Source organism: Paraburkholderia sp. RL18-101-BIB-B (assembly GCF_046026985.1).
Taxonomy (GTDB): domain Bacteria; phylum Pseudomonadota; class Gammaproteobacteria; order Burkholderiales; family Burkholderiaceae; genus Paraburkholderia.
Window position 1 is genome coordinate 85,025 of sequence record NZ_JARESV010000030.1, and the last position, 18,483, is coordinate 103,507.

Consider the following 18,483-nt stretch of genomic DNA (forward strand, 5'->3'; position numbering starts at 1 on the left):
TCGGCGCCAAGTCAAGTTGGCGGCGGCAACGCGACCGAGCCGAGCGGCGACGGAGGAACCCATTCGACGCATGGCTGATTGCGCGAAGCGTAGAGCGCCTGCTTCGCCAGCTTCCGGGCGCGGTAGGCCTCGTTTGATTCCATGCCGTAGACCTCAATCGCGATAGGCCGCGCTGTGTCCGTGAGGCGGAAGTCGGGCAGCATGTCGTCGCCGTCGTCCCGGCGTAGCGGTTTGTCGAAACGCCGGCGCTCTTCCACAAGACGGTTCGCCATATCCACCTCGTAGCTCGAGTCGCAGGGTATAAACGCGCGGCTGCAAAGCTGAAGGGCGAGATCGACAGCGCGCAGATTGCCGTCCTTCGTGCGTTCAACAACGAGGACAGCGACGACTCGCGCTTCCGGTTTGCCGATCATTGACCACGCATGCCGGTAAGAGCGGGCAGCGCTTTCAACGAGCGGCTTCGAGGCATAGAACGTTTCAAATGTCTGCCGCAGGCGAAGGATAAAACTGTACTTTTAGGGATCGATGGCCTTGATTTCTGCGATCACGACGCCGCGGTGCGACTCTGTAGGCGTTGTCCTGATCCGGCCCAGGAAAGCCTCGAACTCTGCCTTGATGGTCGCCAGTCCACTTTCCTCATAGCGCCGCATGACGTGAACGACGTCCTGAACCGGCTTGCCGTTCATCTTCCCTTCGCCGAGCACCGCGAGGATCTGCGCGCTGCAGGTGCCCCAGTTGCGCTGCGCTCCGCCTGACCAGAGGTTTAGGCCTGCCTCCTGCCATACCCGTTGCAGAAACCCGAGGAGCGGCGCCGAGCGGCGCGATGCTGTGAGCTTGCTGTCGCCTGCCGGACTATCGCTTTTCACGGCTCCCACCGTTCGTACCGTCAGTGATACGGCTAGTCTCGCGTTAAGCCCCGTCGGCGTCGTGCGGATAGATTCCTGCTCGATGCCGGAAACGTTGCCCGATGCGGCGGGTTCGGCGAAGAACGAACAGACGTCCCGCTGGTGATGGATGCCTTCGTCCGGCCACCGCGCGAGGTGGAAGAGCGCGCCGTAACGGCGAACGACCAGTCGAAGGGGTTTTCCGTCGCCGGCGCTCTGACAAAGGCACTCGGCGTAGCCGGGGGAGCGCTTTGCCCGTTCAAGCCGCGTGGCGAAGCGAGCAGGATTGTCCTGCACCTCTTCAAGAGACGTCACCAGACCATCGAACCGGACGTTCGTCATCTGTCAGTTCCCGAAGAAATCCGGCCGAGGGCTGCCAACATTCCCGCGAAAAGCGTGTGTCCCGAGCAGCTTGCTCACCTGACGGACGCTGCTCGCGAACTGGTCGAGGTGATGCTGGGTCGGGAAGCGTGCCACGATCCGACGCAGTATTCCCGGTGCGATGTATTCGCGGTGCTCGACATATCCGTCGCCGATCAGCGCGTCCATCCAGTGATCCGGGAGGCCCAGCGCGGTAGCGCCGCCCGCTCCTTGACCGCGCGTGGTATCGAGGAATTCGAAGACGATGGTGATCATCATTAGGCTGCAGCCGGACGGAGAGCGTCGCCGAGCCTTGCCACCCGGCCAAGCGGAACAATGCGCTCAATGGTAGCGACGTCGATGATCTGGCGTGCGCCGGTCGCGTTCTGGAATTCGAGGAAAGTGACGCCCTCAACCACATGCTTCCGTATGAACGTGCGTTCGAGCACAAGGCCGGGAAAATAACCATTAGACAGCGCGAGCGCTCGGGTCTCGATGCAATAGCCCGTGGCGGGCAGTAGTTGTTCCGTCGCCTGCTGCATTACGGTCGGGGCCGCGCGGGCTTCCGTTTCGCTGTATGCGTCGAGAAGGGAGATCGCACCAACCGCGGTTGCGAATGTGTTGAACAGGGCGAGCGCAATCAGCCACGCTGTGCGCCGGTCATGCGTCGCGATCTCGACAGCGCGCTGCTGTTCGGCTGTTGCGAGATTGGCGCGCTGAGCTGCCAACGACTGGTCGAGCGCTTCCGCTGACCGAACTTCGTGACGGGCCAGAACGCCCGAGCGAAGCTCAGGCGGCATATCTCTCACCGCATCTGATACGCCGGTCAGTTCGGACACGATTGCGGTGTCGATGACGACGCTGACCGCTGCGCGTTGAGGTTGCAACTGGACCCCAGCAAGGCCGATCATCGCCGTCGACGTAAGCACGGCGATGGCGAGGATGGACAGCGTGGCGCGTTGACTGATTTTCATGATCACCGATGTTGAGGGTGCAGCGAGCGCAGCACTCTCGCCAATTTTCCGGCAAATGCCTTCCTCAAGGCGGCACAAAGGAGCCGGAAAACCGGATCATTCGCCTTGTCCATTTCCGGCGAAGTGAAAGCATGGCGTAAAGCGATGCCCGGAAAGAGATAGCAAAACCGCGATCATTCCGGGTTTAGATCCGTAACGCGTTACAACTGGCACCCTCAACGATCGTTTCGCAGGTAAATGTACTTGTGGTTTCGGGATGTCATTGTCATGCCGGACAGTGCTGTATTGCGGAGTGCGGCGACGGCTTATCCACAGCGTTACCAACAGAAATTGTTAATAAGTCGGGCAAGCCTGCCCGAAGAGACGGGTTCAAAAAGCCGCCATTACCGTTCGCCGCCCGTTTTGCGCACAGGTATTGTTTACGCATCACCCGCGCGTACGCGCATCGACCTACCTGCGCATCCGCGCAATTTATCTGACGGCCGTCTTTCCGGCCGCTCATTCAACCCAGACGGGAACCATCCCGCTCTGGCGTGGGTGTCCCGTCATTCCATCGAGGGATACACCATGTACACAGCACTTGTTCAACAGTTCAAGGACGCGCAGTCGAAAGCAGCTTCTGCTTATCTCGAAGTAAGCGCAGCGGAGACCGCGCTGTTTCCGGGCGATGGCCAGTACTGCTACCGCGCTGCGGAGTCGAGGTCCGGATACAAGACGGACCGCGAACTCAGCGACTTCTGCAATCGACTCTCGCACGTGCTGGTCAGAGAGGCTGTACGACGCTTTTCGCCACCGGGTGGGCGGCTTGAGATTGAAGACGGCAAGGAACTCGCTAACGCATCAATCGATATTAGTGGCGCGCTCCAGGCGGGGAAATGTCCTGACTTCGACGCGTTCTGGGCGCACCTGGAACGCACCTACAGCGGCGACGCGGGTAAGCGGATCGGCCTGATTCAGGCAGCGAAGCTCATCATCAACGGGTTCAACATTCGCCTCGATTCCGAGATCAAGCGCACATCCAGTGCGATCGTGCTGGAAGCGCGCATCTGGAGCGAGCCGGTCTATCGGTCGAGTGCCCGCAAGGCGACCTATCAGTCCCAGGAGACTGCTGCGGGGATCATGCGCGGGCTTTCCGCTTTTGCGGGGCAGGCCGGGTTCGATGTCCTGTCAGTCGAACTCAATCATGGGCGACTGTTGGATTACCACTTCGAAACGCGGGAGAAAGTCTCTTTCAACGGACTGGACGTCGTGATGTACAACGAGAAGTGGCAGTTCAAGTTCTCGCATCAGGTGGGCGACGCCCTGTCGTTGTTCATCAGCGAGTTCGGTGCCGAACATCTCGCTTCGCGCGACCGGTACTGATGTGGGAGCAGCCATGTTCCGTCGACGCATCTTCCGTTTTTCCCGTCTCGTCGCGCAGACCTATGCGCTTTCGCACGACGCCCTTGTGGCGATTGTCCGGGCGAGTGACCGTTATTCGCCCGCCCTGCGTGCCGCTGCCTTGCGCCACATCGTGATGCAGGCTCCGCTGCATGTAACGGGCGGTCAGCCGTTTGCCGCCCGCCGGCGAGCCGTACGCCGGTTTTATCAAGTGTAGTTCTCCTCCCGCCGGTGAGCACGACCGGCGTTCTTTCTTTTGGCCCGCTTTCACGCGGGCCTTTTCTTTTTATGGAAGCAATTATGCAGAGAGATCTGTTTTCGTTCGAGCCCGACTGGTATGAGCCATTGCGCTCGCTCATCAGCCTCGGCTCGCAGGCTGCACCCGTCGCTCATCACGGCGAACTTGCCGCCGCGCGACGTCAACACCTCGGGCAGTTCTTCACGCCCGATGCGATCGCCGCGTTCATGTGGAGTTTCATCAGTGGCTGGAAGTTGAATCGACGGATCCGTCTGCTGGATAACTCGGTCGGCTCCGGACGGCTTTTTCAGCACGCTGACCCCGAGCGGTATGCGGCGTATGGCGTCGACGTGCATGCGGACGTAATCACGCAGTGTCAGAAGGTGTTCGAAGAAGCGGGTTTTGACTGTGAGTTCAGGCACGCCGGCATGGAAGACATCCAGCCGACGAACTTCGACATCGCCATCATCAACCCACCGTTTTCGGTGCATCTCGAGTCGCCGCACCTCAAGCCGTTCGAATGCACGACGTGGGGCAGATACGGCGCCAACACCAGCGCGCTGAGTCATGAATACGCGGTGCATCAGGCGCTCGACGCGGCAAATATCGTCATCGCGTTGCTGCCGATCACGACAGCGGAAGCAGTCGTGGCGGGCGGACTGGGTGATTCGGCGCGGCGTCGCGCGGCGGGTCTCTTCGAGCTTCCTTCTGACGCGTTCAGGTCGGAAGGCGCGAACGTGCGGACGGCTGTCGTCGTCTTTGACCGTTACCGATCGAGGCCGTCGGACTTGGTCAGAACGAAAGTCGAAAACCTCGCATTGCCGGCGCCGGACCTCGGTTTGCACTACGAGGACCGGAGTTTTGGAGAACCGCGGCTACGCTTCCAGAAGCTTGATGACAGCGTGCCTGCCATCGCCCGTGCTGTGACGGGCGAGAAGTCGGTCGTCATCTCGCATGACGGCAGGCGCATCCGTCTGGGCTTCGCCTGCGGCTTTAACGAGGCGATGGTGCTCAACAGTGTCTTCGTTGATCGCATCTACTCGCGCGACGGCCACCGGCTGCCACGCGGCTTCCGTTACGCGGGCCAGGGACTGCTCGATCTTGAGACGTACCTGATGCAGGACGATCCGCGCGCGGCGCTTGGCAAGCTGCTCGACCGTATCCGTCGCGCTGGGGGCGAGCCGAGCTTCGCGCCCGGTTTCCTCGATCACCTGGAACGCCGCGCAAGACGCAGTGTGCGTCAGGCGACCCCGCTCAGGCATGTCGCATGGACCACTGGCGCCGGATCTTCAGACAATGTCACCGGCAAGGCACGGGAAACCCACAAGGTTGACCTGACGCGCTGGGCGAGCCCTCTCGTGCTGGCGGGCGAGGCTGTTAGCTTCGCGCGCGAGGACGATGGCCGATACCGGTATGTCATAAAGGGCGCAACCTACCATCTCTCGGTCGACGAGTTGAACGCGCGGTTTGCGGTCGATAACGTCGCCGAAGGCTGGGAAGTGGTGCATGAAGGGCTGGCCGCGAGATTTCCGCAGCAGGCCGCGGCGCTTCACGCGAGAGTCAGGGCGTTAGGCGTCGAGCGCTGGCTGAACTGGGAGTTCCAGACGGAGGATCTTGTCGAAACGCTCATGAAGCCGTCCGGCTGCGTGATCGCGTGGGAGCAGGGTTGCGGCAAGTCGCGCCTCGCGCTCGCGCTCATTCTTGTGTCGAAGGTCAGACATGGACTCATCGTTGTCGAGTCGCGGCTGATTGACGAGATGATGAAGGAGATCGCGATGCTGCCGATCAATGCGGATGATGTGAAAGTCATCGGTAGTGCGGCGGACCTGAGCGACCTGCGACGGTTCAACCTGATCTCCTACGAGCGGCTGCGCATGCCCGTAGACAGGGGCGCGTCGAAGCGCGTGACGTACGCACACCGCCTGCGGCGGCGCATTGGTCTGCTGGTTGCCGACGAAGGGGAGCGGCTGGCCAATCCGACGAGCGACCAGAGCCGCGCGCTCTGGCAGCTTTCAGCGCGACGCCGATATGTGCTGACCGGCTCGCCGATCCCTAACTATCCGCGTGACGCTTTCGGGCTGATCGCGTTTTCGGGTGGTGACGGTACGGCGGCCCAGCCTTACGGTTACCGGCTCGGTTATCTGGAGGAAAACTGGATCAACACCGTCGAGTATGCGATGCGCGGTGTCGACCGGTTCCAGGATGACTTTGTGGTTCTCGAATGGGTCACATGGCAGTTCGCGGAGAGCCTGCAGGAAGGGGCGAAACGCGAGGTGCCTAAGATCGGGAACCTGCACGGCTACCGCGCGATGCTTGCGCCGCATATCAAGCGGAGGCTGGTGGCAGAGCCAGAAGTCGCGAAGTACATCCAGATCGACCCGCCTGAATTTGAGGTTGAGACCGTGGACTGGGACCGTGGGCATCTGGCCACGTACCTGAGAGCGGCCGATGAGTTCGCGGACTGGTATCGCTCATCACGCGATGACCGGAAGGCCTGCAACCTCATCACGATCCTTGCGCGCATTCGTGCGGTGCATTTTGCCGCCAACTTTCCGCAGTACGGGATGGAAGGCGTCGATCGCATTGGCGGCCTGACGAGCAAGCAGCGCGCGGTGATCTCACGCATGCGGGAGATTGCCGCCGAGGGAAAGCAGGCCATCGTGTTTGCGGAAAACCCGGGCGTGCTCGATCTTCTTGCGCGGGAGCTCGAATCGCATGGTGTGCAGTCGGTGCCGTTTCATGGCGAGATTCCGATCAAGCGCCGTGTGTCCGACAAGGACAAGCGGTTCCTGACGGGGCTGGCGACTGGACTTCTCGCAACGAAGGCGTCGGGGCGTGCGGGCTACAACCTGCCGAACGCCGACTACATCCTGTTCTACGACCGGTCGTGGACGTGGCGCATCGAGTATCAGGCGATGCGGCGCGCGCTGCGCTGGAACCGCAAGGGAACCTTGAAGGTGCTGTATTTCCATCTCCCGGGCAGCATCGACGAGTATCAGGACCAGATGGTTGCGCACAAACGTGATGCAACCCAGGCGGGACTGGACTGGGCGACGCCCGAGCTTGACGACGAAACGTTCCTGCACATGGATTCGCTGCTGGATCGCTTTGTTGAAGACCTTGCATTGGTTGCCGATCGCAAGAGCGGCGACATGCGCAAACTGTTGAAGGAGGCTGCATGAAGGAATCGAAGGTGTCGGTGCTGGTGGGCGACGGTGTCGTGACGGTCAAGCGCGAGGGATCCAATCGCGCGCTGCAGGCCAACATTCTCGGCAAGGTGGAAACCGATGGTGTCGAGGTGCTGTGTCTTGACCGCCTCGTGCATGCGAGCCACGAGCATGAGTTTGGCGAGTGGACACTTGCAGGCGCGGTAACGACGCTGCTGTCCCGGCCGCTGAAGGTCACTGGAACAGCGACGCATTGATGAAACGGGAGCGGCGCCTTGACAGGTGTCGCGCTCGATAACCGTTGAACAAACCCGGCTTCACGCCGGGTTTTTTTCGTCCGTGGGAAGCGATCTGCGCTGTCGCTCACCGCGAAAGGCACAGCGTTTACGCGAGCTTTGCGCGCCGGGTAGCTGCGGGCACGGCGGTATCTTTGCGTTATCACCCGCGTCCCTGACGCATCGACTCGCCGGCTTCGACCGGTCTATTGTTGTTCAACCCATCGGGAACTCACTCCCGGCGGGGCTGGGTTCCCTCTCTGGAGACCCACAATGCAACAACAACCTACTCTTTCCCTCAAGCAGATCACCGTCACGACCAATCCCCGCAAGTATTTCGATGCGGCGAAGATGGAAGAGTTGACGGCCTCCGTACGGGAAAAGGGCGTCATTCAACCTGTCGTTGTTCGAACGCTTGCCGACGGTGGATTCGCTCTCGTCGCTGGTGGCCGCAGATACAAGGCGGCGATGGCGGCGCATGGCGAAGATTACGAAATACCCGTCGTCGTCAAGGATATCGATGAGGTCGAGGCCAAACAGCTGGCGATCATCGAGAACATCCAGCGCGCGGATATGTCGCCTGCCGAGGAAGCGATTGCTGCAGCCGAGCAGGTGGGGCTGAGCAAGGGCGATCGGGACGAGGTCGCGCGCATCTTCGGATGGTCGCGTGCCACGCTCGACAAGCGGCTTGCACTGATGAACTGCAGTGCCAACGTGCTCGAAGCGCTCACCACGCAGCAGATTCTCCTGGGCCACGCCGAGTTGCTGGCCGCGCTTCCCAAGGAAACGCAGGACAAGCTGCTACCCGTCATCATCAAGGAAAGCAAGTCGGTCGCCGAAGTGAAGAAGACGATTGAACAGGTCGCCTGTTCGTTGTCGGCAGCAATCTTTGACAAGACCGACTGCGCGAACTGTCCTCACAATTCGTCCACCCAGGGCGAAATGTTCGGCGAGTCCATTGCCACCGGCAACTGTACCAACCGAACCTGTTTCAACGAAAAGACGGAGAAACAGCTTGAGGCGGTCGCCGCGAATCTTCGCGATGACTTTCCCGTCGTGCGCATCGTCCGCGCGGGCGACAACCACACCCGGATCCAGCTTGCTGTTGAAGGGCCCAAGGGCGTCGGTGAGGAGCAGGCGAAGGCGTGCCACGCGTGCCAGAACTATGGCGCAGCCGTGAGCGCTTTGCCTGATTCTGTCGGCAATGTCTACAAAGGCCAGTGTTTTGACACCGTCTGCAACATGAAGATGGTCGCCAAACGCCTGCAGGTTGAGAAAGCTGCTGCCGAGCCGAAGTCCGAAGCAAAGACTGATGGCACCGGCGCGGCAAAGGCTGCATCGAAAGCAAATGGTACGGCGCCGTCGACGACGAGCAATCCGCCGGCGATGGTGGTTGCTGAATCCGACCGCATCAAGACGTATCGCGTGGCGCTGTGGCGTAAAGCCCTGCGTCGCGAGGTTGGTCAGAATCCTTTGCTGGCCCAGCGATACCTCGTCTCGATCGCGCTCGCCGGACAGGCCCGCTGCGTCGATGATTCGACCATGAAGGGCATCTGGGAAAAGCTGACCGAAGAAAAGATCGCCGTGTCGGACGTGGCCAAAGCTGCGACGTCTGTGGCGGCCGCTGATGACGCCAAGCTCGCGCTTGCTGTCACCGGTGTCACGGTCGCTGCGATCCAGGGTCTGGACGTTCACCATGTGACGAGTCTGTGTCGCCATCATCGACTCGACCTCATTCAGCACTGGAAGCTCTGCAAAGAGTTTCTGGAACTGATCACGAAGTCGGAAATGATGGTGGTGGCCGACGAGCTGGGCATTCGTGCGGCGCTCGGCGACGAGTTCAGGAAGGTGTTCGGCAAATCGAAGGCGGAAGTCATCGAGGCGCTGCTCAACGTCAAGGGCTTCGACTACACCGGAAAGATTCCCAAGGTTCTGAAGTTTTAACGCGCTCTCTGGCGCATCGACCGAAGCGGGCATTTCCTGCCTGCTTCATCTCTCTTCTGGACTGCCCACGGGCGGTCCATTTTTATTTGTGGAGTTTTTATGTTCGTTGAACTTGAAGCGCTGTTGAAGTCGTGCGGTGGGCTGAAGCTGGCTCTGAAGACGAAAGGCGATGCGATGGTCGTGGTCGTCATGCCGGAAGGCGAGGCGAAAGACACGGCGTTGCGTCAACCGCTCGTCATGACCGCGACGGCTGCAGAACTGGATGCTGGTTTTGCAGAGCATCTGGCGACGTACACCGGCGCTCATGCGTCGCTGGCCGAACAGGTCGCGGCGACAACGGCGATCCTCGGTGAGGCCCAGAAGGCCCAGGTCACGAAAGCGACCAAGGCCCTGTCGGGCACGGCTGGCAGAAGTTCGCCCGCCTCCGCGAAAGCGTCACCAGACGGGGATGCCGATGACGACGACAGTGAGTCGTCGGAGTCGGATGCCACGGCTGCTGGAGACGAAGGCAATGCAGCCGCTTCGACGCCTGCTGAGCCGGTTTCGAGCGGCACCGACCTCGCTTCGCTCTTTTAAGGAGGCCCGGTCATGTCGATTTCGATTACCGCACTCGTTCGCCAGTTCTCGTACAACGGCGTTGCATTCACCGATCCCGGCCCGGCTTTCTCGCCCGAAGACGTTCGCGATCTCTACTCGGCGCAGTATCCCGAGCTGACGACTGCGTCCGTCGATGGGCCCGAGATCGCGGGCGATATCGCGACCTACAAGTTTGTCCGCGCGGCGGGCGCCAAAGGTTCGTATGCGTAAGCAGACTCTCCTGAAAGCTCTTGCCGACCCGGCCAACGGGTTCAACCAGGAACCGCCCGGAAGGGCGGTTTTTTTATATGACGACGAGGTTCGCCAATGCTGTTCGATCCTTCATTCGCTGATAGAGCGGTCGATGGGGGCGTCGGTGCGTCCTGGCAACCGCCAGTCGCTGCCGTTGCCCAACATCGACCTGCCAATTGTGTTCTGACATTGCCTGACGTTGCTGAAGAAGTGCCTGCGCGTGCATCGGTCAAGTGGCGCGACGACGCGTCGCTCGATGCGATTGTGCTCGAGCAGTTCCGGCACGGCCCGCTTCTCGCGGCCGACGTGGAGGCGCCGGTCAGCCCGGTCGACGCCTTCCAGCAGGCTTTCTTTGCGTGGGTACGCCGGCAGTTGCCAGCGCCGCTTCGCTTCCTGTCATTTCGACTGGAGCTTTGCGACACCAACGCCGTCAACGACGTTATTCACCATCAGTATGACCACGATGACTTCAAGCCGCGCACGCCGTTGCACTTAGGTGTGAGATGTAGCGACGAGTGGGTGCACGAGGTGGGCGCTTTCGCAGAACCGCTGCGCCACGCCCATCCGCTTCTGCTGCACACGATCTTCAATATCGTCGATCGCGTTTCGGGAAAGACGGTTCTGGTTCGCACCCCCGGCTGGTTTCTGTGCGAGGCCTCCTGCCTGCACTGGGAGGGTGACGAGGCCGCGACAGATGAAGACGTGCTCGAGTGGCTGAAGGACTTCTACGGCGGGGATGACGACGTAATCGAACGATATCTCCCGTCCGAACTGCGACCGCTGCTCTGTCCCGACGAGATTCGCGATCCGGACAAGGTTGAAGGGCGCCGGGTCCGGTCGTCGGTTCTATCAGACAACGAGTTGCGGCAACTGCGCACGGCTTCACCGGGAATGGTCGCGCGGGTCTGCGACCACCTTCTGGCACTGAAGCAGCTGTTGCGTAAGGCGGGCAAGGCTGACTGTCTGGCTGACGGCTACGACGCACAGCCTCTCTACTCAGGTTGCACGTTTGTCCTTTCCCACAACGAGCGGACTGGCGAGTTACTCGACGACCACATGAACAACGCGTTCTCGGCAGGTGAGGCGTCCGAGTACAGCCGTTTTATTTCCTTTTCCGACACACGACGGGGCATCCGCGAGCAGTACGCGCAATGGAGCCTCGGGTTACGCATGCTTCATCACCTCGATCGCCTGATGGCGCTGGTGGTGGACCCTAACTAGGAGTTTTCCAATGAATGATGTTTCGATTGGCCAGACGGGTCACGATGTGACGCTGTCATCGGCCCTGTTGCTCTATACCGGTCCTAACGGCTCGCACTATGCAACGGCACATCCTGTCGCTGCAGAGCGCAAGACCGGTCGCCCGATCATCGGTGCAGGCCGGCCGCTGGATCGCAAGGCCCTGATGGAGGCGCTTTTGCAGCTGGATTGCAACGCCGCGCCCAAGGCCGATTTCCTCCCAGCCTCAGTGCTCGGCGTGACGTCGGCCGCGGTGACGTGGTGGTGCCCGCCGGCTCCTCGACGGGTATTTTTCAAGTGCGAGGAGCTGGGTGAGCGCAGTGCAGTTGTGCCTCATCCGGGACTGGTCTTCCAGGCCAGCACCAATGGCTTCAGCGTATTTGCGCTGAATGGTGATAGCAGACCCGATCCGGCCACGCCGCTTTTCGAGCCTCCGTACTTCAATACGTGGGACAAAGGCAAGATCTGCATTGGGTCGGCTAACGTCCCGCGTCGCATTGAGGTCGCGGCCATCGCTGGGTGGGAGGAGGGCTTTTTCACCTCTGCCTTCACGCACCCGAACCACGGCGGCAAGCGTGTTGAGTACAAAAACGGCTTCTACGCGTTCTGGAAAGACATGCTGGACGGCAGCTTCGAGGCGTTTCCGCTCGATGCGCTGGTTCCGATGAAAGGCGCAACGGCGGGCAAGCTCGTCGCTGGAAAGATTGGAGGTCAGGAATGAATCCAGTCGATCAGGTGCTTCAGGGCTCGTTCCCGTCCGTTATGGTCCCAACCCGCGAGCCGGTTGTCCCGATGTCCGCACCGGGCGAGCGGCTGCTGATTGCATCCAGTGGCGTGTTTCTGGAAATCCACCGTCCGTGGATACGGCTGGTGCGGCGTCTCGGCTCCTTCAGCTGGCAGACGCCCGTGCCGTATGGCGAGGCGGCTGACGCGACGGAAGTCCTCTGCGGCGCGGTGCCGGCGGATCTGATTGCCGGGTTTGCGCGCATGGCGCGTGCGGGGTTGCCCAACGAGGTTGGAGCGTGGATCACGTGGAACGCGTCGACTGGCGCTTTCCGGCTGGTGCCGCTTCCTTCGTTGTCGCACAGTCCGGCTCATCTCCATTACGAGCGTCCGCAGCTGCATGCCGACGAATGGCTGGTGGTCGATTGCCATTCCCACGGTCGTGGCAGGGCGTACTTCTCATCGACCGATGATCGGGACGATCAGCACGATGTGAAGCTGGCGCTGGTGCTGGGTCATTGCCATCAGGTGCCGTCCGTCGCGTTGCGGTTGTGCGCGAAGGGCCGCTTCGAGGTTCAGCGCGACGTACCGGAGCGCTGGCAGGCCGCGTTGGCTGCGGAGGTCGTATGACGCTTTTGCATACGACGCCGGCACACATGCTCAGCGGGCCGTGGAAGGTGGTGGTCGTTGGGGCGGGCGGTACCGGCAGCGCCTTGCTTCCCTCACTTGCCCGACTGCATCACGCAATGATCGAGCTCGGTCATCCGGGCGGGATCGAATGCGTGGTCTACGACGACGATACGGTCAGCGAGTTCAACGTCGGCAGGCAGGGCTTCTATCCGAACGACGTCGGCCAGTACAAGGCGACGTTGCTGGTGAACCGCCTGAACCTGCTGATGGGAACGAACTGGAAAGCCGAGCCACGCCGCGTCGATTCGAAGCTGAATCTGTACGGGGACATGGTCATCGGCTGCGTCGATTCACGGCGTGCACGTCATGCGATCGCGCAGGCTGCGAAGCGTGGCAAGGTGCGCTATTACCTCGACTGCGGCAACGAGACGGATCGTGGCCAGGTGATTCTCGGCGAGTTCGGCAAGGCGCGGAATGACAGGTTGCCTCATGTGGGCGACCTGTTCCCCGACCTGCTGAATCCGAAGAATGACAAGGGCGACGATGCGCCGTCCTGCTCGATGGCCGATGCACTGCGCAAGCAGTCGCTGGTCATCAACCAGGCGATCTCGGTGCAGGCGTTCAACCTGTTGTGGTCACTGTTTCGCAACGGTGGTCTCAACTTCTCGGGCGTATTCGTGAACCTCGCAACGGGACGAACGAATCCGATACCCATCGACCCGGCGGCATGGTCGCGCTTTGGCTACGATGCGCCAAAACCGCCTGTGAAAAAGACCAGAAAGCCCCCAAAGGCCAAGGTCTCCGTCTGACTCGCGCCCGTTCGCGGCGCGACGCTATACGTCTGTGATGACCCCGCTTCGGCGGGGCATCGAATTCCCCTTCTCTAACTAATGGAGTCTCAATGACCCAACGAAAACCGTCGACCCCGGTCGGCAAGATGTTCATTCGCTGTGCGCAGTCCGCAGTCGCTGGAGCCGCTCTTTCCTATGCGGCCAACCACTACGCGGCGGTGCCGGTCTTTCAGTCATTCGCGCAGGCCGTCCTGCATCACAAGGAGCTCGCCAGCCCTGAAGTCGGGACCCGGCTGCTGCTGGTGCTCGCAGTCGCTGCGTTGTTGTTCGCGGCGTCAATTGCGACTGAACGGCGTCGCAGCGCGTTTCTCGATGCCGTTGCTTCGCGCGGCCGGCGCCTCGCAGGCTGGCTGACGGCTGGTGCTGCGGCGAAGGTCTGTTTCCTTTGCGGAGCGCTGGCGGGCTTCGGCGGTCGAGGCTGGCTCGCTGGCCTGCTGATGTTCGCGATGTACGCGGGGATTTTCCTGAGTGTGAATGGCTTGGTCGCGTTTGCCGAGATGCCTTCGCGTACACGGTCGTAAATCCAGACCGTTTCAGGGCCACCCGTAAGGTGGCCTATTTCTATCTATGAGAGTCCAGCGCCATGACGACTGCTGAAACCATCGCGTATCTCGACGCGCAACCGCTTGAATATGCGCTGTGGTGGTTCATCGAAAACATGAACGAAGAAAGTGAAGGGCGTACGGAAGTGTTCTTTTTCCTGCGCGAGCGTATGCGTGCCGAAGCGCCGCTGAGTGCGGGCCGCAAGGCCGCTTCTCCGCGGTCGTAATCACGCTCTTTTGCTGCCGCCCTCCGTGGTGGCATTTTTCCTTTTTCCCTCAGCGGGTCAGCCCGTTGGGGGCTGCTCCGCATCTACTTATCGGAGCTTCAAAATGGGTGCAACTGTATTGACTGGCAAGAAGGCCGGGGCTTTTCAGGCGGCGGATGGCGAATGGATGTTCGCGTTGTTTGAGCGGACATATGAGAAAAATTGCTATCCGCACATCGACAACTGGTCTGCGATAGCGTTTGGGCGATATGCCGACGTCATGCGAAGGGTGTTCAGGCACGCGTCGTCGTGCGAAGGCGGGATGCTGCAAAGCCGCGCCGGGTACATTAAGCCAGAAAACTACGTGACCACCTGGAGGTCATTGCTGGCCAAGCCCTTCCGGCTTCCTGACCAGGTAATCCGGCTAGACGTTTCGCAGTCGTTCCGGGCGGCGATTCCCGAGGCATCGCTGGATGATGTTCGCAGCAGCCTGACAGCTGCGGGGTTCGCAGAACGGTTGGACGAAGTGGTCGGCGGAAAGGCAGAAGTCTCGCTGCATCGGGATGCCGCACTGCTCGAATCCATTTACGGGGAAAGCGGCGCGCTGAGCGCGTGGCGAGTGCTCCAGGAGCATGACTGCGGGAGCGTGCTGGTCGACGCAGACCTGCATCTGCCGTCTCGCAATCCGTCCGCGCTTGAGCGGATGCCGGCGGTCCGATGCTACAAGATCGACGATGAAAACCGGCTTGTGTCGTTCGACGGGAAACCGTGGGTGAATGCTGGCTGGCAGTATTCGGCGATCGGTAGCTTCATCACCGAAGCCGCCTATCAGCTGGAGATGGAAGCGCCCGGTTTTGCGAAGATGGGGATTCCGGCCTATCGCGAGCTACTGACAGGTGCCGGCCGGTTGCCCGACGACACGGTCATCAGCGTCACCCGGTTGCCTGATGGCCTTGAGGACTATTGCGCGCGCATTGCTGACGAGCTCGCTGTCCTTCTCGGCCTGTCGGATATTCAGGGGCAGGCGCCTGCGCAGTTCAGCTTCCGGTTCGGTGACGTTCCGGCTGAACCACGCGGCTCGGCGATGTACAAGCTGTGCAATCTGCGCGACCAGCAGGTGATGTGGGCGATACCGGACAACGCGCCGGTGAAAGTAGCATCACACGAAACGCCGTGCACTGATCTCGCCCAGCTGATTCTCGAACTGGGCTGATTTTCTGACGACAAGCGCCGCACCCAAAAAGGGGCGGCGTTTTTTTTGTGCGCCCAGCATGGGCGCCCCGATCTTTACCAATAACGGCGGCGACGACGCAGGTAGATCGCGAGTGCAAGCAGCGCAACAAACACGATTTCGACGCCCCATTTCACCCAGCCGCTGTTGATGAACGGGTCGCTGATCGGATGAAAGAAAGCATTGCCGCCGGCGGCCGTGACGACGACTGCTTGCAGGGTTTTTCGTGATCAGTTGGCTGGCTGTCTGGCCGGTGCTCGACACGCGAGAAGCGCTATGACAGCGCAGAAAACGATTGGCATGGCCGCGGTGCATACCGATGAAAAGCTTGCGCCGAGGCTGCGCGAGAGCCAGAGAAAAAAGCCTAGAACCGGCCAGAATGCATAGGGCGATGAGTGATGTGGTTGCATCATTGCGCATGGATATACCTCTTTGGTTGGTTCAGAACGGAGGAGAAGGATGAGCGGTATTAATCTTCGCAGTCGCAGCGCGAAGTCAAGGCGCGGCCGGTCAAGACCCCCGGTGAGGGCGAATCGGCCCTTAAACAGGCATCTTTTCGGGAGATTGGCGTTCGGACCGGCCGATACAATGAAGTCCTCTCAAGTTCGAACGGCCACCCTCGGAAGGACGAACTTTCTTAGCCAGCCTTCGAAGGCTGGCTTTTTTTGTCCGTCACGCGGGCATCGTCGGCGAGAGACGGGCGGAAAACCGAAGCATTGCGGGTGTAGCAAGACCGCACGGGCCTTTAGACTGGCTTCATTCCCCGCGCTACTGCGCATCGACCTCCAGACGTTCCTTTCCAGGTCCGTCCAATTTTTCTCTCCAGCCATTCACTCGTTGAATGGATTATCGAAAGGCTGACGTTCGCGTCAGCCTTTTCCTTTTTTCCCGATGGGAGCCTCCCATCAGGGTAGCTCCCGAATTTTTTCAGGAGTTGTCCATGTCCTCTACGCTCAAACATGCTTTCAGCAGCCTCGCCTGGTACACCCGGCAGGACGCGGAAGCCTGGAAGATGCTTACGTTTCTGGTTGGCGTCGTAGCTCTTGCTACCGCGATCGCATCGGTTAGCAACGTTCCGTTTTCGTTGTAATCCGTAGTGCCAGTACCGGCTGATGCCGGTCGGCTTCATATTTCATCCCGTGGGGAGCCTCCTTCCCACTGGGAGAGGCTCCCTTATTTCAGGAGCTTTCTCATGGCTGCAGTCTCTTCCAACGAAGTCGTCATGGTTGATTCGAAGTGGGGCTTCTCCGCTAACCAGCGGGTTGTCGCTCAAGACGTCGAAGTCCTGCCTGTGAAGTTGTATGGCGGGCGAATCAGCTCCGTCTGGAGCGACGGTTCGGCCATCGTCATCTGGGACCAGGATTTCACAATCGAAGCGGACAAACACCTCGTGCAAAGCGGGCGTGTCGATCTGCATTACCTGACTCGCGTTGTTGCGGGCGTCTCGCAGGCTGAGGCGTATAGCAAGTCGCGCGAGCTGCTTGATCTCGTCTACAGCCACGGCTTTACCCAGGCGAAGACGGCGTACACCTACGACATGTTTCTGACTGATCTGCGCAATGAATTTCCCGATGCCGTCCGCGCAAATGGACGCATCGCCGGAACTAACGAACAGGTCTACTGGATGTCAGATAGCCAGATTGTTGCGATCTGGAATCCGGAAGCGTCGGTCGGTGCGACGGGTTACACGAACGTGGTCAGGGCCGTCCCCGCCCACCATTAAAGCGTTTTTCATTACCTTGGCGTGCACCAGTGGCGCGCCGTTCTCTCCCAGCAAGACATTTCTTCTTCCCGTCAGGGCAACCTCCCTGACGGATGGTTGTCCCTTTTTTGTCGTTGAGACAACGCAACCATTTTTTTTTAACCCTGTGGGGAACGTCCCTACAGGGCGTTTCTCGTCATTCTTTTCAACGAGGAACGCCATGTCCACTGTTCGAAATCTTCATGTCCGCACCGAAGCGGTAACGCTGTCGGTTCGTCCCTGCTCGCCACGAGTGGGCAGCACCCATACCTATGTTTTGAACGGCACGCTCATGCGCGACGTTCTGGTGAACGGTAAGTGGGTAACAGTCCACACGAGCGAGCCTGCAGATCGACGCGCTGCGTAAGCGGCACATACAACCTGTTCGGGACAGATGCCCCCCCATGGGACGCCCTGTCTCGCTCCTAGATTTCTTTCCCCGTCAGGGCAACCTCCCTGACCGGTGGTTGTCCATTTCTTTCGTTGAGGCAACCATGTTCAAACTTCTGATCAGCATCGCCCTGCTTTCGCTTCTCACCGCTTGCGCCAGTGCGGATTTCGGCTCGCCGAATACGTATCAGCGATACGACGTCCAGCACATCGGACAGATGGAACAGGCAACTATCGTCCGGGTCCGTCAGGTCACGATCAAGTCGAGTTCGGATTCCTCCGGCCTGACTTCGATCGTGAGCTCTGCGGCGAGCGCGTTTCTCGGCTCCCAGATCATCGGGAACGGGCGCGGTCGTTACATCTCGGGTGCGCTCTCAGGCGCTGCTGCAGGATTCATCTCGCAGCATGTCAGCGCTGCGATGTCGCGTCACAGCGGCGTCGAAGTCTTTCTGCGTCGCGCCAACGGGCAAACCGTTGTGGTGACGCAGGTTGACGACCAGCAGTTCGCACCAGGCGAACACGTTTATTTGGTTTCCAGCGGGTCCGGTTACCGGATCACCCACTGATTTTCTGCGCGCTTTGACCGGCGCGCTTCCCTTGCGGGGCAACACCCCGCAAGGGGGTCGCCTCGTCTATTCGAGGTTCATCATGAAATTTCCCAAGCTGTTCTACGCGGATCGCCGATCCGCTGGCGCCGGCGCAACCGCTGCTCTCCAGCAGCAGGCCACGCGCGTTCTGCGACGTGTAGCGCAAGATCTGCGTCTTCGCTCCCATGAAATCGTTGTCGAACCGTCGCGTCGGAATCTTCCGGGGCGTGTTTCGCTGCGCACCGAGACACTGTTTGTCGACGTGCTGGACCGGCCTTGCCAAAAGCCGGTTG

22 protein-coding genes and 1 pseudogene are annotated in these 18,483 nt (G+C 60.5%); 17 read left to right on the forward strand and 6 right to left on the reverse strand.

Going from position 1 to position 18,483, the window contains the following annotated elements; genetic code table 11:
• Nucleotides 1-11: 11 nt before the first annotated feature.
• The 3 genes and pseudogenes from P0D73_RS31480 to P0D73_RS31490 all read right to left on the reverse strand — a co-directional run bounded on the left by P0D73_RS31480 (nucleotide 12) and on the right by P0D73_RS31490 (nucleotide 2,296).
• Nucleotides 12-1,226: pseudogene (locus tag P0D73_RS31480) on the reverse strand (DUF1173 family protein).
• A gap of 3 nt (nucleotides 1,227-1,229) precedes the next feature.
• A complete protein-coding gene (locus P0D73_RS31485) occupies nucleotides 1,230-1,523 on the reverse strand; it encodes a hypothetical protein (RefSeq protein ID WP_408434442.1) in 294 nt (97 codons plus the stop codon).
• Nucleotides 1,523-2,296, reverse strand: a complete 774-nt coding sequence (locus P0D73_RS31490; protein WP_408434445.1) for a hypothetical protein — start codon at nucleotides 2,294-2,296, stop codon at nucleotides 1,523-1,525. Before P0D73_RS31490 ends, P0D73_RS31485 begins: the two co-directional genes overlap by 1 nt.
• Before the next feature lie 159 nt (nucleotides 2,297-2,455).
• On the opposite strand from P0D73_RS31490, the gene P0D73_RS31495 reads away from it, so the two are divergent.
• Nucleotides 2,456-3,580, forward strand: coding sequence for a hypothetical protein (locus P0D73_RS31495; protein ID WP_408256102.1), 1,125 nt, complete (start codon nucleotides 2,456-2,458; stop codon nucleotides 3,578-3,580).
• A gap of 13 nt (nucleotides 3,581-3,593) precedes the next feature.
• On the forward strand, nucleotides 3,594-3,815 hold the full coding sequence (locus tag P0D73_RS31500) for a hypothetical protein (protein WP_408256101.1): 222 nt from the start codon (nucleotides 3,594-3,596) through the stop codon (nucleotides 3,813-3,815).
• A gap of 50 nt (nucleotides 3,816-3,865) precedes the next feature.
• On the opposite strand, the gene P0D73_RS31505 is transcribed toward P0D73_RS31500, so the two are convergent.
• Entirely contained in the window at nucleotides 3,866-4,420 is a 555-nt protein-coding gene (locus P0D73_RS31505) for a hypothetical protein (RefSeq protein WP_408434448.1), read from the reverse strand.
• Nucleotides 4,421-4,840: 420 nt separating this feature from the next.
• Here P0D73_RS31505 and P0D73_RS31510 point away from each other — a divergent pair, with 420 nt between their 5' ends.
• From P0D73_RS31510 to P0D73_RS31565, 12 genes are all read left to right on the forward strand, one after another.
• Nucleotides 4,841-7,018 (forward strand): SNF2-related protein, encoded by a 2,178-nt coding sequence (locus P0D73_RS31510; protein ID WP_408256161.1) that lies wholly within the window; start codon nucleotides 4,841-4,843, stop codon nucleotides 7,016-7,018.
• A complete protein-coding gene (locus P0D73_RS31515; RefSeq protein ID WP_408256099.1) occupies nucleotides 7,015-7,260 on the forward strand; it encodes a hypothetical protein in 246 nt (81 codons plus the stop codon). The genes P0D73_RS31510 and P0D73_RS31515 overlap by 4 nt, the downstream gene beginning before the upstream one ends.
• 291 nt (nucleotides 7,261-7,551) lie before the next feature.
• Nucleotides 7,552-9,222, forward strand: coding sequence for a PRTRC system ParB family protein (locus P0D73_RS31520; RefSeq protein ID WP_408256098.1), 1,671 nt, complete (start codon nucleotides 7,552-7,554; stop codon nucleotides 9,220-9,222).
• A gap of 99 nt (nucleotides 9,223-9,321) precedes the next feature.
• Entirely contained in the window at nucleotides 9,322-9,798 is a 477-nt protein-coding gene (locus P0D73_RS31525; protein ID WP_408256097.1) for a PRTRC system protein E, read from the forward strand.
• A 12-nt stretch (nucleotides 9,799-9,810) separates the two neighbouring features.
• Complete coding sequence (locus P0D73_RS31530; protein WP_408256095.1) at nucleotides 9,811-10,029, forward strand: PRTRC system protein C; 219 nt, start codon at nucleotides 9,811-9,813, stop codon at nucleotides 10,027-10,029.
• A 96-nt stretch (nucleotides 10,030-10,125) separates the two neighbouring features.
• Nucleotides 10,126-11,271 carry a PRTRC system protein F gene (locus tag P0D73_RS31535; RefSeq protein ID WP_408256093.1) on the forward strand — a complete coding sequence of 382 codons (1,146 nt, stop codon included), beginning with the start codon at nucleotides 10,126-10,128 and terminating at the stop codon, nucleotides 11,269-11,271.
• A 10-nt stretch (nucleotides 11,272-11,281) separates the two neighbouring features.
• Nucleotides 11,282-12,010 carry a PRTRC system protein B gene (locus tag P0D73_RS31540; protein ID WP_408256092.1) on the forward strand — a complete coding sequence of 243 codons (729 nt, stop codon included), beginning with the start codon at nucleotides 11,282-11,284 and terminating at the stop codon, nucleotides 12,008-12,010.
• Nucleotides 12,007-12,642, forward strand: coding sequence for a PRTRC system protein A (locus P0D73_RS31545; RefSeq protein WP_408256091.1), 636 nt, complete (start codon nucleotides 12,007-12,009; stop codon nucleotides 12,640-12,642). Before P0D73_RS31540 ends, P0D73_RS31545 begins: the two co-directional genes overlap by 4 nt.
• Nucleotides 12,639-13,451, forward strand: coding sequence for a PRTRC system ThiF family protein (locus tag P0D73_RS31550; RefSeq protein ID WP_408256089.1), 813 nt, complete (start codon nucleotides 12,639-12,641; stop codon nucleotides 13,449-13,451). The genes P0D73_RS31545 and P0D73_RS31550 overlap by 4 nt, the downstream gene beginning before the upstream one ends.
• A 92-nt stretch (nucleotides 13,452-13,543) precedes the next feature.
• Nucleotides 13,544-14,014 carry a hypothetical protein gene (locus P0D73_RS31555; protein WP_408256088.1) on the forward strand — a complete coding sequence of 157 codons (471 nt, stop codon included), beginning with the start codon at nucleotides 13,544-13,546 and terminating at the stop codon, nucleotides 14,012-14,014.
• A gap of 62 nt (nucleotides 14,015-14,076) precedes the next feature.
• Nucleotides 14,077-14,262: a hypothetical protein gene (locus tag P0D73_RS31560; RefSeq protein ID WP_408256086.1), complete on the forward strand. Its 186-nt coding sequence runs from the start codon at nucleotides 14,077-14,079 to the stop codon at nucleotides 14,260-14,262.
• 103 nt (nucleotides 14,263-14,365) lie between these two features.
• On the forward strand, nucleotides 14,366-15,454 hold the full coding sequence (locus P0D73_RS31565; protein ID WP_408434451.1) for a hypothetical protein: 1,089 nt from the start codon (nucleotides 14,366-14,368) through the stop codon (nucleotides 15,452-15,454).
• Here P0D73_RS31565 and P0D73_RS31570 read toward each other — a convergent pair.
• Nucleotides 15,401-15,892, reverse strand: a complete 492-nt coding sequence (locus P0D73_RS31570; RefSeq protein WP_408256084.1) for a hypothetical protein — start codon at nucleotides 15,890-15,892, stop codon at nucleotides 15,401-15,403. The genes P0D73_RS31565 and P0D73_RS31570 overlap by 54 nt on opposite strands.
• A 520-nt stretch (nucleotides 15,893-16,412) precedes the next feature.
• Between P0D73_RS31570 and P0D73_RS31575 the strand changes: the two genes are divergently transcribed.
• The 3 genes from P0D73_RS31575 (at nucleotide 16,413) to P0D73_RS31585 (ending at nucleotide 18,169) form a co-directional block, all read left to right on the forward strand.
• Complete coding sequence (locus P0D73_RS31575) at nucleotides 16,413-16,562, forward strand: hypothetical protein (RefSeq protein WP_165190355.1); 150 nt, start codon at nucleotides 16,413-16,415, stop codon at nucleotides 16,560-16,562.
• A 102-nt stretch (nucleotides 16,563-16,664) separates the two neighbouring features.
• A complete protein-coding gene (locus P0D73_RS31580) occupies nucleotides 16,665-17,195 on the forward strand; it encodes a hypothetical protein (RefSeq protein ID WP_408256083.1) in 531 nt (176 codons plus the stop codon).
• A gap of 512 nt (nucleotides 17,196-17,707) precedes the next feature.
• Nucleotides 17,708-18,169, forward strand: coding sequence for an outer membrane lipoprotein (locus P0D73_RS31585; protein WP_408256082.1), 462 nt, complete (start codon nucleotides 17,708-17,710; stop codon nucleotides 18,167-18,169).
• On the opposite strand, the gene P0D73_RS31590 is transcribed toward P0D73_RS31585, so the two are convergent.
• A partial coding sequence (locus P0D73_RS31590) for a hypothetical protein (protein ID WP_408434454.1) occupies nucleotides 18,159-18,483 on the reverse strand: 325 nt, incomplete at its 5' end. The two genes, P0D73_RS31585 and P0D73_RS31590, sit on opposite strands and share 11 nt — an antisense overlap.

Coding starts and splice junctions, on each gene's coding strand:
- P0D73_RS31510 (WP_408256161.1), top strand. CDS start 4,841: ATGGTGCTCAACAGTGTCTTCGTTGATCGCATCTACTCGCGCGACGGC.
- P0D73_RS31580 (WP_408256083.1), top strand. CDS start 16,665: ATGGCTGCAGTCTCTTCCAACGAAGTCGTCATGGTTGATTCGAAGTGG.
- P0D73_RS31535 (WP_408256093.1), top strand. CDS start 10,126: ATGCTGTTCGATCCTTCATTCGCTGATAGAGCGGTCGATGGGGGCGTC.
- P0D73_RS31550 (WP_408256089.1), top strand. CDS start 12,639: ATGACGCTTTTGCATACGACGCCGGCACACATGCTCAGCGGGCCGTGG.
- P0D73_RS31500 (WP_408256101.1), top strand. CDS start 3,594: ATGTTCCGTCGACGCATCTTCCGTTTTTCCCGTCTCGTCGCGCAGACC.
- P0D73_RS31555 (WP_408256088.1), top strand. CDS start 13,544: ATGACCCAACGAAAACCGTCGACCCCGGTCGGCAAGATGTTCATTCGC.
- P0D73_RS31585 (WP_408256082.1), top strand. CDS start 17,708: ATGTTCAAACTTCTGATCAGCATCGCCCTGCTTTCGCTTCTCACCGCT.
- P0D73_RS31520 (WP_408256098.1), top strand. CDS start 7,552: ATGCAACAACAACCTACTCTTTCCCTCAAGCAGATCACCGTCACGACC.
- P0D73_RS31540 (WP_408256092.1), top strand. CDS start 11,282: ATGAATGATGTTTCGATTGGCCAGACGGGTCACGATGTGACGCTGTCA.
- P0D73_RS31575 (WP_165190355.1), top strand. CDS start 16,413: ATGTCCTCTACGCTCAAACATGCTTTCAGCAGCCTCGCCTGGTACACC.
- P0D73_RS31545 (WP_408256091.1), top strand. CDS start 12,007: ATGAATCCAGTCGATCAGGTGCTTCAGGGCTCGTTCCCGTCCGTTATG.
- P0D73_RS31560 (WP_408256086.1), top strand. CDS start 14,077: ATGACGACTGCTGAAACCATCGCGTATCTCGACGCGCAACCGCTTGAA.
- P0D73_RS31525 (WP_408256097.1), top strand. CDS start 9,322: ATGTTCGTTGAACTTGAAGCGCTGTTGAAGTCGTGCGGTGGGCTGAAG.
- P0D73_RS31530 (WP_408256095.1), top strand. CDS start 9,811: ATGTCGATTTCGATTACCGCACTCGTTCGCCAGTTCTCGTACAACGGC.
- P0D73_RS31570 (WP_408256084.1), bottom strand. CDS start 15,892: ATGCGCAATGATGCAACCACATCACTCATCGCCCTATGCATTCTGGCC.
- P0D73_RS31565 (WP_408434451.1), top strand. CDS start 14,366: ATGGGTGCAACTGTATTGACTGGCAAGAAGGCCGGGGCTTTTCAGGCG.
- P0D73_RS31495 (WP_408256102.1), top strand. CDS start 2,456: ATGTACTTGTGGTTTCGGGATGTCATTGTCATGCCGGACAGTGCTGTA.
- P0D73_RS31505 (WP_408434448.1), bottom strand. CDS start 4,420: ATGCACCGCGTATTCATGACTCAGCGCGCTGGTGTTGGCGCCGTATCT.
- P0D73_RS31515 (WP_408256099.1), top strand. CDS start 7,015: ATGAAGGAATCGAAGGTGTCGGTGCTGGTGGGCGACGGTGTCGTGACG.
- P0D73_RS31485 (WP_408434442.1), bottom strand. CDS start 1,523: ATGATGATCACCATCGTCTTCGAATTCCTCGATACCACGCGCGGTCAA.